This window comes from Vibrio sp. K4, assembly GCF_051122595.1.
GTDB lineage: Bacteria > Pseudomonadota > Gammaproteobacteria > Enterobacterales > Vibrionaceae > Vibrio > Vibrio owensii.
Map to the genome: position 1 here is coordinate 400,378 of NZ_CP178577.1, position 13,412 is coordinate 413,789.

Annotated in this window: 11 protein-coding genes; 9 read left to right on the forward strand and 2 right to left on the reverse strand. The window is 46.2% G+C overall.

The features are described from left to right. The first annotated feature begins 28 nt into the window (after positions 1-28). The 8 genes from prfC (at position 29) to deoD (ending at position 9,097) form a co-directional block, all read left to right on the forward strand. Complete coding sequence (prfC, locus tag ACLIIY_RS01930) at positions 29-1,618, forward strand: peptide chain release factor 3 (RefSeq protein ID WP_434528039.1); 1,590 nt, start codon at positions 29-31, stop codon at positions 1,616-1,618. A gap of 123 nt (positions 1,619-1,741) precedes the next feature. Continuing rightward, positions 1,742-1,909 (forward strand): DUF5363 domain-containing protein, encoded by a 168-nt coding sequence (locus tag ACLIIY_RS01935; protein ID WP_264403653.1) that lies wholly within the window; start codon positions 1,742-1,744, stop codon positions 1,907-1,909. Continuing rightward, positions 1,896-2,669 carry a TatD family hydrolase gene (locus tag ACLIIY_RS01940; protein WP_434528040.1) on the forward strand — a complete coding sequence of 258 codons (774 nt, stop codon included), beginning with the start codon at positions 1,896-1,898 and terminating at the stop codon, positions 2,667-2,669. Before ACLIIY_RS01935 ends, ACLIIY_RS01940 begins: the two co-directional genes overlap by 14 nt. Positions 2,670-2,873: 204 nt before the next feature. Next, positions 2,874-4,157 (forward strand): NupC/NupG family nucleoside CNT transporter, encoded by a 1,284-nt coding sequence (locus ACLIIY_RS01945; RefSeq protein ID WP_005431894.1) that lies wholly within the window; start codon positions 2,874-2,876, stop codon positions 4,155-4,157. Between the two features lie 580 nt (positions 4,158-4,737). Beyond that, on the forward strand, positions 4,738-5,514 hold the full coding sequence (gene deoC, locus ACLIIY_RS01950; RefSeq protein WP_434528041.1) for a deoxyribose-phosphate aldolase: 777 nt from the start codon (positions 4,738-4,740) through the stop codon (positions 5,512-5,514). A 98-nt stretch (positions 5,515-5,612) separates the two neighbouring features. Then, positions 5,613-6,941 (forward strand): thymidine phosphorylase, encoded by a 1,329-nt coding sequence (gene deoA, locus ACLIIY_RS01955; RefSeq protein ID WP_005449121.1) that lies wholly within the window; start codon positions 5,613-5,615, stop codon positions 6,939-6,941. A gap of 68 nt (positions 6,942-7,009) precedes the next feature. Beyond that, positions 7,010-8,230, forward strand: coding sequence for a phosphopentomutase (locus ACLIIY_RS01960; RefSeq protein WP_262671920.1), 1,221 nt, complete (start codon positions 7,010-7,012; stop codon positions 8,228-8,230). 147 nt (positions 8,231-8,377) lie between these two features. After that, complete coding sequence (gene deoD, locus ACLIIY_RS01965; protein ID WP_005439515.1) at positions 8,378-9,097, forward strand: purine-nucleoside phosphorylase; 720 nt, start codon at positions 8,378-8,380, stop codon at positions 9,095-9,097. A 90-nt stretch (positions 9,098-9,187) separates the two neighbouring features. Here the strand turns inward: deoD and ACLIIY_RS01970 are convergent, their stop codons facing one another. After that, a complete protein-coding gene (locus ACLIIY_RS01970; RefSeq protein WP_027726522.1) occupies positions 9,188-9,793 on the reverse strand; it encodes a YtjB family periplasmic protein in 606 nt (201 codons plus the stop codon). 91 nt (positions 9,794-9,884) lie between these two features. Between ACLIIY_RS01970 and serB the strand changes: the two genes are divergently transcribed. Continuing rightward, complete coding sequence (gene serB / locus ACLIIY_RS01975) at positions 9,885-10,865, forward strand: phosphoserine phosphatase (RefSeq protein WP_045414517.1); 981 nt, start codon at positions 9,885-9,887, stop codon at positions 10,863-10,865. Between the two features lie 55 nt (positions 10,866-10,920). Here the strand turns inward: serB and ACLIIY_RS01980 are convergent, their stop codons facing one another. Then, a complete protein-coding gene (locus tag ACLIIY_RS01980) occupies positions 10,921-13,269 on the reverse strand; it encodes a PilZ domain-containing protein (RefSeq protein WP_434528042.1) in 2,349 nt (782 codons plus the stop codon). Positions 13,270-13,412: the final 143 nt, after the last annotated feature.

Sequence of the window (13,412 nt, forward strand, 5' to 3'; positions counted from 1 at the left end):
CGATCAGACATCAAAGAAGACCAGTTTCATGTCAAATACACCTTTTCTAGGCGAAGTTTCTAAGCGCAGAACGTTCGCTATTATTTCTCACCCGGATGCGGGTAAAACCACCATTACTGAAAAAGTACTGTTATTCGGAAACGCGATCCAAAAAGCAGGTACGGTTAAAGGTCGTGGTAACGCACAGCACGCAAAATCAGACTGGATGGAAATGGAAAAGGAACGTGGTATCTCGGTTACTACTTCTGTAATGCAGTTCCCTTACAACAATTGTCTGGTAAACCTACTTGATACTCCTGGACACGAAGACTTCTCGGAAGATACTTACCGTACTCTAACGGCAGTTGACTCTTGTCTGATGGTTATCGATGCGGCGAAAGGTGTTGAGGACCGTACTCGTAAGCTGATGGAAGTAACGCGTCTGCGTGACACGCCAATCGTAACCTTCATGAACAAACTTGACCGTGACGTTCGTGATCCAATGGAAGTGTTGGACGAAGTAGAAAACGAGTTAGGCATGATGTGTGCGCCAATCACATGGCCAATTGGGTGTGGTAAAGAGTTTAAAGGTGTTTACCACATCCACCGCGACGAAACGATTCTGTACGAATCAGGCCACGGTCATGAGATTCAAGAAGTTCGCATCATCAAAGGTCTAGACAACCCAGAGCTTGATGAGAAAGTAGGTGAGAGCCTAGCAGCCTGCGTTCGTGAAGAGCTTGAACTTGTGATGGGCGCTTGTCCTGAATTTGATCATGACGCTTTTCTTACTGGTGAACTAACGCCAGTTTACTTCGGTACTGCATTGGGTAACTTTGGTGTTGACCACATGTTAGACGGTCTGACTGAGTGGGCGCCAGCGCCGAAAACTCGTCAAGCGGTAGAGCGTGATGTGGAAGCGACAGAAGACAAGTTCTCTGGCTTCGTATTTAAGATCCAAGCAAACATGGATCCAAAACACCGTGACCGTATCGCATTCATGCGTATCGTATCGGGTACTTACACACAAGGCATGAAGATGAACCACGTTCGTCTTGGCAAGCAAGTAAGTATCTCAGATGCGGTTACCTTTATGGCGGGTGACCGTTCTCGTGCAGAACACGCTTACGCGGGTGACATCATTGGTCTACACAACCACGGTACTATCCAAATTGGCGATACCTTCACTCAAGGTGAAGCGCTGAAGTTCTCGGGTATTCCAAACTTCGCTCCGGAACTGTTCCGTCGTATTCGTCTAAAAGATCCATTGAAACAGAAACAGCTACTGAAAGGTCTGGTTCAGCTTTCTGAAGAAGGTGCGGTACAGGTATTCCGTCCACTGCAAAACAACGACCTGATCGTTGGTGCGGTTGGTGTGCTTCAGTTTGACGTGGTTGTGGCTCGCTTGAAGTCAGAATACAACGTTGAAGCGATTTACGAAGGCGTTAACGTAGCAACTGCGCGTTGGGTTGAGTGTGGCGATGCGAAGAAACTGGATGAGTTCCAACGTAAGAACCAAACTAACCTAGCATTGGATGGTGGTGATAACCTAACGTACATCGCGCCAACTATGGTTAACCTAAACCTAGCGCAAGAGCGTTTCCCTGATATCGATTTCCGTGCGACTCGTGAGCACTAATCGAATCTAACTCGCTTTATATCGCGTACTAGATCATAAGCCGCCGTTAGCTATACACTTAGCTAACGGCGGTTTTTTATTTGGTGAAACTCGGTTTTTGTTTGTTAAACAGAAGAGGTTGCAATGAACTGGTTTAAGAAAGGACTCAAGCGTTACGACGATTGGTGTAAAGAGATGGGGCTGACGCCTGATCAAAAGCGCAGTTGTGTGCCGTATAAACAAGACCCAGTTCATGAAGACGAGCCTGCTAAAAAAGCAGAGCAAGAGAAGCCAAACAATGAAGCTATTTGATACCCACTGCCATTTTGACTTCGATGTCTTCCAGGATGACTTTGCACATCAAGTTGAGCTTGCGCGTGACCAAGGAGTAGAGCGTATCTTGATTCCTTCTGTCGGGCCGAGTAACTGGGCTCGTATTCAAGCGCTGGCCAATCAATACTCTCACCTTTATTACGCGCTGGGCTTTCATCCCTATTTTCTGCAACCAGAGTTTGAGCAGTTTTCTCCCGAGCTGGAAGCATTACTTTCCTCGTCCAAGCGACAATGCGTTGCGATAGGAGAGTGCGGTTTGGACTTCGCAATAGATGTGCCTGTCGAGCTTCAAGAGCAGGCGCTTGAGTTGCAATTCGAACTGGCAAGACGGTTCGAACTGCCTGTTATTTTACACAGCCGAAAAGCACATAATCGTCTCATCCAACTGGTCAAAGCTGCCAAGCTTCCTAAAGGTGGCGTATTGCACGCGTTCTCTGGCAGTTATCAGCAAGCAATGGAATGGATTCGATTAGGTTTTCTTATCGGAGTCGGGGGCACAATTACTTACCCACGAGCTAATAAAACTCGCGACGCGATTCAAAGAATATCACTTGAGAATATCGTTTTAGAAACGGACGCTCCGGATATGCCTATAATTGGCTATCAGGGCGAGCCCAATCACCCTTCAAAACTGATTCATGTATTGAATGAGCTGGATCTGTTGCGCACAGAAAGTAAGCAATCGATTGCCTCTCAGCTATGGGAAAATAGCAATTCGGCCTTCTTTATATGTGAATAAAATCTAAAGATGGTGTTTAAAAGCGAAAACGTTTTCCTTCTTATTGTGAGATAACTCACAAACGGGAGTGAATCAATGATGAATCTTATAAGAAAGTGTGAGGGTGGCATTACTTTAATTGATTCTGCATGAGTATAATTGCCCCCGCTTTATAGCTCCATTTTGTAACACGCCAATAAATAACTTATAAGGAAGTCATAAACTATGAGCCTGTTTATGAGCCTAGTCGGTATGGTAGTGCTTCTTGCTATTGCATTTGCATTCTCATCTAACCGCAAAGCTATCAACTTTAGAACTGTGGGTGGCGCATTTGCTATCCAATTCATCCTTGGTGCATTTGTTCTTTACGTACCTTGGGGCCGTGATCTACTAAACGGTTTCTCTACTGGTGTTTCTAACGTTATCAACTACGGTAACGATGGTTCATCTTTCCTATTCGGTGGTCTTGTTTCTGACAAGATGTTCGAAGTATTCGGCGGCGGCGGCTTCATCTTCGCATTCCGCGTTCTTCCTACACTGATCTTCTTCTCTGCACTGATTTCAGTTCTTTACTACATTGGCGTAATGCAGTGGGTTATCAAGATTCTTGGTGGTGCACTACAAAAAGCGCTTGGCACTTCTCGTGCGGAATCAATGTCTGCAGCAGCTAACATTTTCGTAGGTCAAACTGAAGCACCTCTAGTTGTTCGTCCATTCGTACCAAAAATGACTCAATCTGAGCTATTCGCGGTAATGTGTGGTGGTCTAGCATCTGTAGCTGGTGGTGTACTAGCAGGTTACGCTTCAATGGGTGTTCCTCTAGAGTACCTAGTAGCTGCATCATTCATGGCAGCACCAGGTGGTCTACTATTCGCTAAGATTCTTCACCCAGAGACTGACCAGCCTCACGAAGACATCGAAGAAGCAATGGACGGTGGCGACGACAAGCCAGCTAACGTAATCGACGCAGCAGCGGGCGGTGCGGCTTCTGGTCTACAACTAGCACTAAACGTTGGTGCAATGCTAATCGCGTTCGTAGGTCTTATTGCTCTTATCAACGGTATGCTAGGTGGCATCGGTGGTTGGTTCGGTATGCCTGAACTAACACTAGAACTTATCCTAGGTTACGCGTTCTCTCCACTAGCATTCCTAATCGGTGTTCCATGGGACGAAGCAGTTGTTGCTGGTTCATTCATCGGTCAGAAACTAGTAATCAACGAATTCGTTGCATACTTGAACTTCACACCTTACCTAGGTGAAGGCGCTCAAGTAGTTGCGGCAACTGGTGAAGTAATGTCTGAGAAGACAACAGCTATCATCTCATTCGCACTATGTGGCTTCGCGAACCTTTCTTCTATCGCGATTCTACTTGGTGGTCTAGGTAGCCTTGCACCAAACCGTCGTTCAGATATCGCTCGCATGGGTATTAAAGCAGTTCTTGCTGGTACGTTGTCTAACCTAATGGCAGCGACTATTGCAGGCTTCTGCCTTAGCCTTGCAGCACTTTAATTAGAATCGGTTCTTAATATATAGACGCCGTTTTAAATCATGCCCTGTAGCAAGAGATTGCTGCGGGGCATTTTTCGTTTTTCGGGCCTAAAAAATTAACCGCACGTAGGTCTACGTGAGTAGCTTACGCAGTCGGTGGAATAGGGGCTGGGAAATTTTGAGATACAAACCGTTTGCGCTCTATTTGGTGCTACAGTTTTGCGGTGAAACTCTATAATGTAGTAATCACGAATTCGTGGTTATGATGACCACTTAATCACAGAGTGAATACTACATACTCGATGGGCAAATGAATTGCCCTGCAATATCAAATCTCACAAGCGTTTTATTGTTTGATGTGATATTAAAGACACCGCAATCATAGATTGTTGTGCCATAGGCCAAACTGGTACTGTGCGGTGACAAGGATAGCAATTGGTATATGATTTTTCGCAGTATATGCCGAGTCTTCAGGGAACCAAGTCCGTTCATTAATAGACTGCTTAGCTAAAATCTCACGCTGTCTCTACTTGTTGATTATAGTTAGAGAAGCGATGTGAAGCTGAGTAGTGAATTTTTTGAATATTGATCGGAGATAGAAATGAGCGATTTAAAAGCAGCAGCGCTACGTGCACTGAAACTTATGGACCTTACTACGCTAAATGATGATGACACTGATGCAAAAGTGATCTCACTATGTCATGACGCGAAATCAGCAGTAGGCAACACAGCTGCAATCTGTATTTACCCTCGCTTTATTCCTATTGCTAAGAAGACACTTCGTGAGCAAGGTACGCCAGAAGTTCGTATCGCAACGGTAACGAACTTCCCACACGGTAACGACGATATCGAAATCGCAGTTGCTGAAACAAAAGCGGCGGTTGCTTACGGTGCAGACGAAGTAGACGTAGTTTTCCCATACCGCGCTCTAATGACGGGTGATGAGAAAGTTGGCTTCGAACTAGTTAAGCAATGTAAAGAAGCTTGTGGTGACATTCTTCTTAAAGTGATCATCGAAACAGGTGAACTTAAAGAAGAAGCACTAATCAAGAAAGCATCTCAAATCTGTATCGAAGCAGGTGCTGACTTCATTAAAACTTCAACTGGTAAAGTGCCAGTAAACGCAACACCAGAATACGCTCGCATGATGCTTGAAGTTATTCGTGACATGGGTGTTGCAGAAACTGTTGGTTTCAAACCAGCAGGTGGTGTGCGTACTGCTGAAGATGCAGCGGCATACCTAGCAATGGCTGACGAAATCCTAGGTGACAACTGGGTTGATGCTCGTCACTACCGTTTCGGTGCGTCTAGCCTGCTAACAAACCTACTAAATACATTAGAAGTATCGGACGAAGTCGCTGATCCAACAGCGTACTAATTCCAACAATACGTCTGAACGGTAGCACCAGCTTTGGTGCTACCAAACCTCTTCTATCCTACTTATACCATGGCTCAAAATGAGCTTGGGAGGCACTAATGTATTTACCACAAGAAATTATCCGTAAAAAACGTGACGGCGAAGTTCTAACAGCCGACGAAATCAACTTCTTCATTCAAGGCGTAGCGAACAACAGTGTATCTGAAGGTCAGATCGCTGCATTTGCTATGACAATCTTCTTCAATGAAATGACGATGCCAGAACGTATCGCACTAACGTGTGCAATGCGTGATTCAGGTATGGTTATCGATTGGAGCCACATGAACTTTGGTGGTCCAATTGTCGATAAACACTCTACTGGTGGTGTGGGTGACGTGACTTCTCTAATGCTTGGCCCAATGGTGGCAGCATGTGGTGGTTTCGTACCTATGATCTCTGGTCGTGGTCTTGGCCACACGGGCGGTACGCTGGATAAGCTTGAGTCTATTCCGGGCTACAACATCACGCCGACAAACGACGTATTTGGTCAAGTAACCAAAGATGCAGGTGTAGCAATCATCGGTCAAACTGGTGACCTAGCGCCAGCGGATAAACGCGTTTACGCGACTCGCGATATTACAGCGACAGTAGATAACATTTCACTGATCACGGCGTCGATTTTATCGAAGAAGCTTGCTGCAGGTCTTGAATCTCTCGTAATGGACGTAAAAGTAGGTTCTGGTGCATTCATGCCAACTTACGAAGCGTCTGAAGAGCTAGCAAAATCAATCGTTGCGGTAGCAAACGGTGCTGGCACTAAGACAACCGCTATCCTAACGGATATGAACCAAGTATTGGCATCTTCTGCGGGCAACGCAGTCGAAGTACGCGAAGCGGTTCGTTTCCTAACAGGTGAATACCGTAACCCTCGTCTACTTGAAGTAACCATGGCTTCATGTGCTGAAATGTTAGTACTTGGCAAACTGGCTGAGAACACAGAAGACGCGCGTGCGAAACTAATGGAAGCGCTAGATAACGGCAAAGCGGCTGAGTGCTTCGGTAAGATGGTCGCTGGTCTAGGTGGTCCTGCGGACTTCGTAGAAAACTACGATAATTACCTAGAGAAAGCGGAAATCATCAAACCAGTATACGCAACAGAAACGGGCGTTGTATCTGCGATGGATACTCGCGCTATCGGTATGGCTGTGGTTTCAATGGGCGGCGGTCGTCGCGTTGCGACAGATGAAATCGACTACGCGGTTGGTTTCGATAACTTCATCCGTCTTGGTGAAGTAGCAGATAGCGACAAACCTCTTGCGGTTATCCACGCTCGCACTGAAGAGCAGTGGGAAGAAGCAGCAAAAGCACTTCGCAGTGCAATCACTGTAGGTGGTGAGTACACACCAACTCCAGAGGTTTACCGTCAAATCCGTGCAGAAGATCTTTAATCGAATAAGTAATTACACAAGGCCTACTCAACCATAATAAGAAGCCGAGTGGGCCTAAGGAACGAGCAATGAAAAGAGCATTTATTTTAGTACTAGACTCATTCGGCATCGGCGCAGCTGCAGATGCAGAGCAATTTGGTGATGTAGGTTCAGACACGCTAGGTCATATCGCTGACCAGTGTGAGCAAGGCTTAGCGGATAACGATCAGCGTAAAGGCGCACTTCGTCTTCCAAACCTATCTAAGCTTGGTCTGGCAATGGCACATAAAGAGTCAACAGGTCGCTTCGCACCTGGACTAGACGCAGACGCTGAAATCATCGGTGCATACGGTCACGCTGCAGAGCTTTCTTCAGGTAAAGACACACCGTCTGGTCACTGGGAAATTGCAGGTGTGCCTGTTCTGTTTGATTGGGGTTACTTCACTGACAAAGCAAACAGCTTCCCGAAAGAACTGACTGACCGCATTCTTGAGCGTGCAGGTCTTGACGGTTTCCTAGGTAACTGCCACGCATCTGGTACTCAAGTTCTTGACGATCTTGGTGAAGAGCACATGAAGACTGGCAAACCAATCTTCTACACGTCTGCTGACTCTGTATTCCAAATCGCATGTCACGAAGAGACTTTCGGTCTAGACCGTCTACTAGAGCTTTGCCAAATCGCACGTGAAGAGCTAGAAGATTACAACATTGGTCGTGTTATCGCGCGTCCATTCGTTGGTGCTGGTAAAGGTCAATTTGAGCGTACTGGTAACCGTCGTGACCTTTCTGTTGAGCCACCATCAGCAACGGTTCTACAGAAACTTGTTGAAGAGAAGCAAGGAAACGTGGTTTCTATCGGTAAGATTGCTGATATCTACGCAAACTGCGGCATCACTAAGAAAGTGAAAGCGACAGGTATCCCTGCATTGTTCGAAGCAACGCTAGAGCAAATCAAAGCAGCGGGCGACAACACCATCGTATTCACTAACTTTGTAGATTTCGACTCAGCTTACGGTCACCGTCGTGACGTAGCAGGTTACGCAGCAGCACTTGAGTACTTCGATGGTCGCATCAACGAAGTGCTGGATATTATGGAAGAAGACGATGTGCTTATCCTAACGGCAGACCACGGCTGTGATCCAACATGGCCAGGTACAGACCACACTCGTGAGCACATCCCAGTGATTGTTTACGGTAAGAAAGTACCAGCAGGTTCACTAGGCCGTCGCGATAGCTTTGCAGACATCGGTCAAACATTGGCGACTTACTTCGGTACTTCTCCAATGGATTACGGTAAGAACTTCCTATAATTAGATAGGTTTTTGAAAACTAGGAGCTTGATTGCTCCTAGTTTTATGTTCGCAGCATGAAAATGTTGCTTGTCGGAAATGAGAATATTCTAGCTTAAGCCGCCGATAGCAGTGCGGATCGCTAGGGACAGGTTAAGGAAAAGAAACATGGCAACTCCACATATCAACGCAGAAATGGGTGCTTTCGCAGACGTCGTTCTAATGCCGGGTGACCCGCTACGTGCAAAATACATCGCAGAGACTTTCCTTGAAGATGTAGTTCAAGTGTGTGACGTTCGTAATATGTTTGGTTACACAGGCACTTACAAAGGTCGTAAGATCTCGGTAATGGGCCACGGTATGGGTATCCCATCTTGTTCAATCTACGTGACTGAACTGATCAAAGACTTCGGTGTGAAGAAAGTGATCCGTGTAGGTAGCTGTGGCGCTGTGAACGAAGACATCAAAGTACGTGATGTTGTTATCGGTATGGGCGCATGTACAGACTCTAAAGTGAACCGCATTCGCTTCAAAGGTCATGACTTTGCTGCTATCGCTGACTACAAAATGGTTCGCGCAGCAGAAGAAGCAGCAAAAGCTCGCGGCGTAGACGTGAAAGTAGGTAACCTATTCTCTGCTGAGTTGTTCTACACGCCAGATCCAGAAATGTTCGACGTAATGGACAAGTACGGCATCGTAGGTGTTGAAATGGAAGCAGCTGGTATCTACGGCGTTGCAGCAGAGTACGGCGCGAAAGCTCTGACTATCTGTACTGTTTCTGACCACATCAAAACTGGCGAGCAAACGACATCTGAAGAGCGTCAAACTACGTTCAACGACATGATGCTAATCGCACTAGATTCAGTATTGCTAGGTGACGAAGAGTAAGGACGAACAGTCTTCTATTCTTTTGCTTATCAGCATAAAAAAACAGCCCGCAGTCGCGGGCTGTTTTGTTTTCGGAATTTGCTTTTCGAGTTACTTGGTTAGCAACAAGTTTTCGCCTTTCTTACGACGGATCGGTTGTCTGCGTAAAATCATGATGAACAACATGCCACACGCGAAGCTCATTAGTACCATCATGTACATGTAGCGATCACTCTTGCGGTAATGGTGATCAGAAATAGCGGTGACTCGACCAGTTTCAAAGGTCACTCGCACAAAGCCAATCACTGCGCCATCCGACAACACTGGCTCAACGAGCTGCTGGCGTCCAATCGATGCGGTCGCGAGTGGGGTATCTAATCCCAACACCTCACGCACTGACAATGCTTCTTCACTCGATGCCAAACGCACACCTTGTGCATCATAAATGGTTGCATCAAATACCAAGCGGTCTTGAGCAAGCTGGTTAGTGAGCTTGAGTAGACGTTCTTGGTCTTTATTGATGATCATCTCGCCGGCTGATAAGGACGCCTGCGAGATCAAAACTTTGGTCAGGGTTTCAAGCTGTTGTGCTTGTATTTTCTCATTACCCTTACTGATCACGACACTGTTTTTGATGGTGACAAAAAGCATCACACATAACAGGATCAGAGCCAGAATTCGTAGGGCATTCCTTACTGAGAACAAGGATTCACTCATGCTCTTTACTCGTCCATTCAAATCAAAACAAAGACTTGCCTTTTTAGCTTGTTAAGGTAACGTTTTAGCAAAGTCACAAGGGATTATATACATGGACGCGCCAAAAAGCTTGCCTATCAGAAGGCATACGACTCTTTTAAAACGACTACCCGAAACTCGCTTCGCGACACAGCTCGATAAAGCCAAGGCGAATTGGATTGTGTTTGGTGAACATCTTGAGCCCCGCAACTTCGAAGACATCGATTTCTTTACTGGCTTCTACAACCCGATTTTAGACACTTGGAAAGTTGGTCAATATGAAGTGGCTCTCATGGCGGGCAACCTGACACCAGAGCACGAAACCATTCTGAAAGGCCTAAATCTGGATTACGCCTCTCTGCAAGAAGTGCCAGATCTTTCTGCGCCGGGTTTGGTCGTGTTCGATATGGACTCAACCGCGATTCAAATCGAGTGTATTGATGAAATCGCCAAACTGGCCGGTGTCGGCGAAGAAGTTGCAGAAGTCACTGAGCGCGCCATGCAAGGTGAGTTGGACTTCGAACAAAGCTTACGTCAACGTGTCGGTAAGCTAAAAGGTGCCGATGAAGCCATTCTTGAACAGGTACGTGGCCAACTACCATTTATGCCAGATTTCGAAGCTCTGATTGCAACGTTTAAAGCGCTTGGCTGGAAGACTGCCATTGCCTCGGGAGGTTTTACTTACTTCTCTGATTTCATCAAAGACAAAGTGGGATTGGACTTTGCGCAGTCTAACCAACTGGAAATCGTGGATGGCAAGCTGACCGGTGAAGTACTGGGTGAGGTTGTATCAGCTCAGACAAAAGCGGATATCTTAGTTGAGCTTGCGGAAGAGTACGAAATCGAACAACACAATACCGTTGCCGTGGGTGATGGTGCGAACGATTTGGTGATGATGGCTGCGGCAGGGCTAGGTGTGGCTTATCACGCTAAACCTAAAGTTGAAGAGCAAGCGCAAACCGCTGTTCGATTTGCAGGTCTAGGTGGTGTGCTGTGTATCCTTTCTGGCGCTTTGGTCAAGCAGCAGAAAATTAGTTGGAAAGCGAAACCTTAGCTGGAGCTTCTTCCAAATTAACATAGAAAAACACCGCCATCTCGGCGGTGTTTTGTTATTCCGTTAGCTCTAAGCGAACAATCACTTCTTCAGTAATGTCCTCAAATTCGCTGTAACCAACTAGGGCGGTCAGCTCTTTTTCTAACTTACTCGCTTGGTGAACACCAAATTGGGTTAAGTCGCTCAAGTCTTGGCGTAGCAATGATGTCATCGGATCGAAGATCGGCGCCGTTGAAATACGTGTCGCGTAAAACTCGCCCATCATGCGCGCTTTCTTAATGAACTGAATACGCTCTTTGACGCTGGCGAAGTCTTGCTGCATTTTCGATTCAATAGCAGTGATCTTATTGCCGACTTTACTTACGCTAATATAAATGTCTTGGTGTCGAGCCTGTGCTCCATCAATACGCTTTATTGGGTCGGCAATTAATGTGTTTGAGCGTCCTTTAAAAAGGGGCTCTAAAGAATACTGCTGATTATGACCAAGGCGAGCATACAACTCGATATGTTTTGCCAACGGTAAGTTCACCCCAATTACGGGGGTCTTCACTGAAGAAGCGGCGCTTTTACTGATGAAGATTGGCGTGCTCAGCGTTCGTGACAGCAACACACTGTGCAGTCTTTCTAGTAGCGCATTGCTTGGCAGCATCTCTTTCTGCGGGATCAGTTTGTCTTGGTTGTGCTCAATAATGCTGTTGAAGAAAGCGATCACTTTCATGGTCTTGCTTTGTTCATCAATCACCAGTTGGACACTTCGACCATCAGGGCTAACGCGAATAACACGGTAAGGCACATCTGAAAGTGGCAACTTCTTATCGTAGAGTTGTAACTCTCTATAGTTTATCCGTACTTCTTGTCCTGAGCGCAGCGCGGTCGGTTCATCCAATCTGAGGCCTAAACCTCGCTTAGAAATATCCGCGGTAAAGCCAGCAGCTTTAGCGTTACCAGTATCAAGAACCAAAGGGGTTTTAAAACGGTAGCGTGGTTCTTTACGGCGAGATTGAGCATCGAAGTAAATGCCTTTTGGATTACCAAGGATTTTTCTTGGTTGCCTAAACTCATTCAAGGTGTTTGCAGGAACACGAGGTTTTTCGGTCAGCAAGTAATCTTGGCCTGATTTTTCATCGGCAATTTCTTGCAAGATGCCAACGTGCGTCAGCTTTTGCGAGCTTTCGGCCAACTCAGAAGAAAACGCAGCAAGGTCTTCTTTCTCCTGTTGTGACAGCTCGAAAATCGAGATACGGAAAGCACGCCAACTTGCTCGTTTTGCTCCTAGGTGCCAGAACAATTGACGTTGTTCTCTGGTTGCCTCTGGGCGCAGCATTGAATAGAAGTAGGTTTTGCTCTCATGTTCATGAGTGAAGGAATACAACACGTTCGTTGCACCTTTCACGCCGGGTGCAATCAGGGAAGCCATTCTCTTTGGATTGAATAGCGAACCAAACACTTGTTGGTTGCGTTCATCATGCCAGTATTGCCAAAGCTTTTGGTTGTTTGGCGTTAGCATTGCCAGCTTGAGTTCACTACCTTCGAAAAACAGCGGCAGGTTACTGGTGTGCTTGAGTGCAATGTGCTCATAACCACGCGTGCGGGCACGGATGATTTTATCTTGATTGTCATGGCGAGCGCGTTTTGCCGCGCTGTTGAGTGCTTCGTCAATCACACGAGCAACGACATTCGTTTCCGTTAAACGAATGGTTCTTAAGTAACGAACGGCATCATTTTCGTAGCAATCGTCCACGGTTAAGACGCGATAAGTGATTGGCTTTTCTACGCCCGCAACCTGAGATTTGCTAGCAAACTCAGTAAAAGTGACTTGGATGACTTCGCCCAAACTGTATTTGAAAGCGCTTGGAACCTTGAATTTCGCGCCAGAGCTGGAAAGATCGATACTCAGACCGTGAATCACTTGCCCTTTAGGGCGGATGATTTCGACTTGAGATTGCACTTTTAAGCGTTTTTCTTGGCGTTTTAGGTCATAACCAAGGTGGACAGGTTCTGCCAGAAATGGGCTTTTCGGATCGGTCAGTGATTGTTCTTCACTTTTTCCATTGTTTTTACTCATCACGCGGAAGTTATTGCGCGTGTTGACCAAGGCTTCCCACATACCTTCGGTATAAGCGCCAAACTTCTTCAGGTTCTTGTGGTAAGCATTAAAAGCAACGTCATCCAACCAATGCGGGATGCCATCTAATAGGTATTCACGACATTCACCTTTCACTCGACCTCGTAAATCAATGCTCTTTTTACAAGGTGCCATGACACGGTTGAGTTCCATCTTAACTAGGATTTTGGCTGACGGCGGTTCACCCTCGGTCAATTGACCAAGGACAAAGTCAAAGTCATCAGTGCCATAAACAGGGATGAGTCGTTCTGCGAGCGAGAGAATTTCAGATTGCTGCATTATTTCTGTTAAAGTATGTCGTTATTCGAATTATATCGGCTAAGCAAAGCAAAACTTAAGTATATCAATAGTTCATGTCCGATAAGGTCAGACATGGCTGTGTTTGGTCACATTTGTTGAAAAAACCGAGTGTAGAAAAATCG

What these genes read in the sequence shown, in the direction of transcription:
- prfC (WP_434528039.1), top strand. Translation starts at nt 29, where the DNA reads ATGTCAAATACACCTTTTCTAGGCGAAGTTTCTAAGCGCAGAACGTTC.
- ACLIIY_RS01935 (WP_264403653.1), top strand. Translation starts at nt 1,742, where the DNA reads ATGAACTGGTTTAAGAAAGGACTCAAGCGTTACGACGATTGGTGTAAA.
- ACLIIY_RS01940 (WP_434528040.1), top strand. Translation starts at nt 1,896, where the DNA reads ATGAAGCTATTTGATACCCACTGCCATTTTGACTTCGATGTCTTCCAG.
- ACLIIY_RS01945 (WP_005431894.1), top strand. Translation starts at nt 2,874, where the DNA reads ATGAGCCTGTTTATGAGCCTAGTCGGTATGGTAGTGCTTCTTGCTATT.
- deoC (WP_434528041.1), top strand. Translation starts at nt 4,738, where the DNA reads ATGAGCGATTTAAAAGCAGCAGCGCTACGTGCACTGAAACTTATGGAC.
- deoA (WP_005449121.1), top strand. Translation starts at nt 5,613, where the DNA reads ATGTATTTACCACAAGAAATTATCCGTAAAAAACGTGACGGCGAAGTT.
- ACLIIY_RS01960 (WP_262671920.1), top strand. Translation starts at nt 7,010, where the DNA reads ATGAAAAGAGCATTTATTTTAGTACTAGACTCATTCGGCATCGGCGCA.
- deoD (WP_005439515.1), top strand. Translation starts at nt 8,378, where the DNA reads ATGGCAACTCCACATATCAACGCAGAAATGGGTGCTTTCGCAGACGTC.
- ACLIIY_RS01970 (WP_027726522.1), bottom strand. Translation starts at nt 9,793, where the DNA reads ATGAGTGAATCCTTGTTCTCAGTAAGGAATGCCCTACGAATTCTGGCT.
- serB (WP_045414517.1), top strand. Translation starts at nt 9,885, where the DNA reads ATGGACGCGCCAAAAAGCTTGCCTATCAGAAGGCATACGACTCTTTTA.
- ACLIIY_RS01980 (WP_434528042.1), bottom strand. Translation starts at nt 13,269, where the DNA reads ATGCAGCAATCTGAAATTCTCTCGCTCGCAGAACGACTCATCCCTGTT.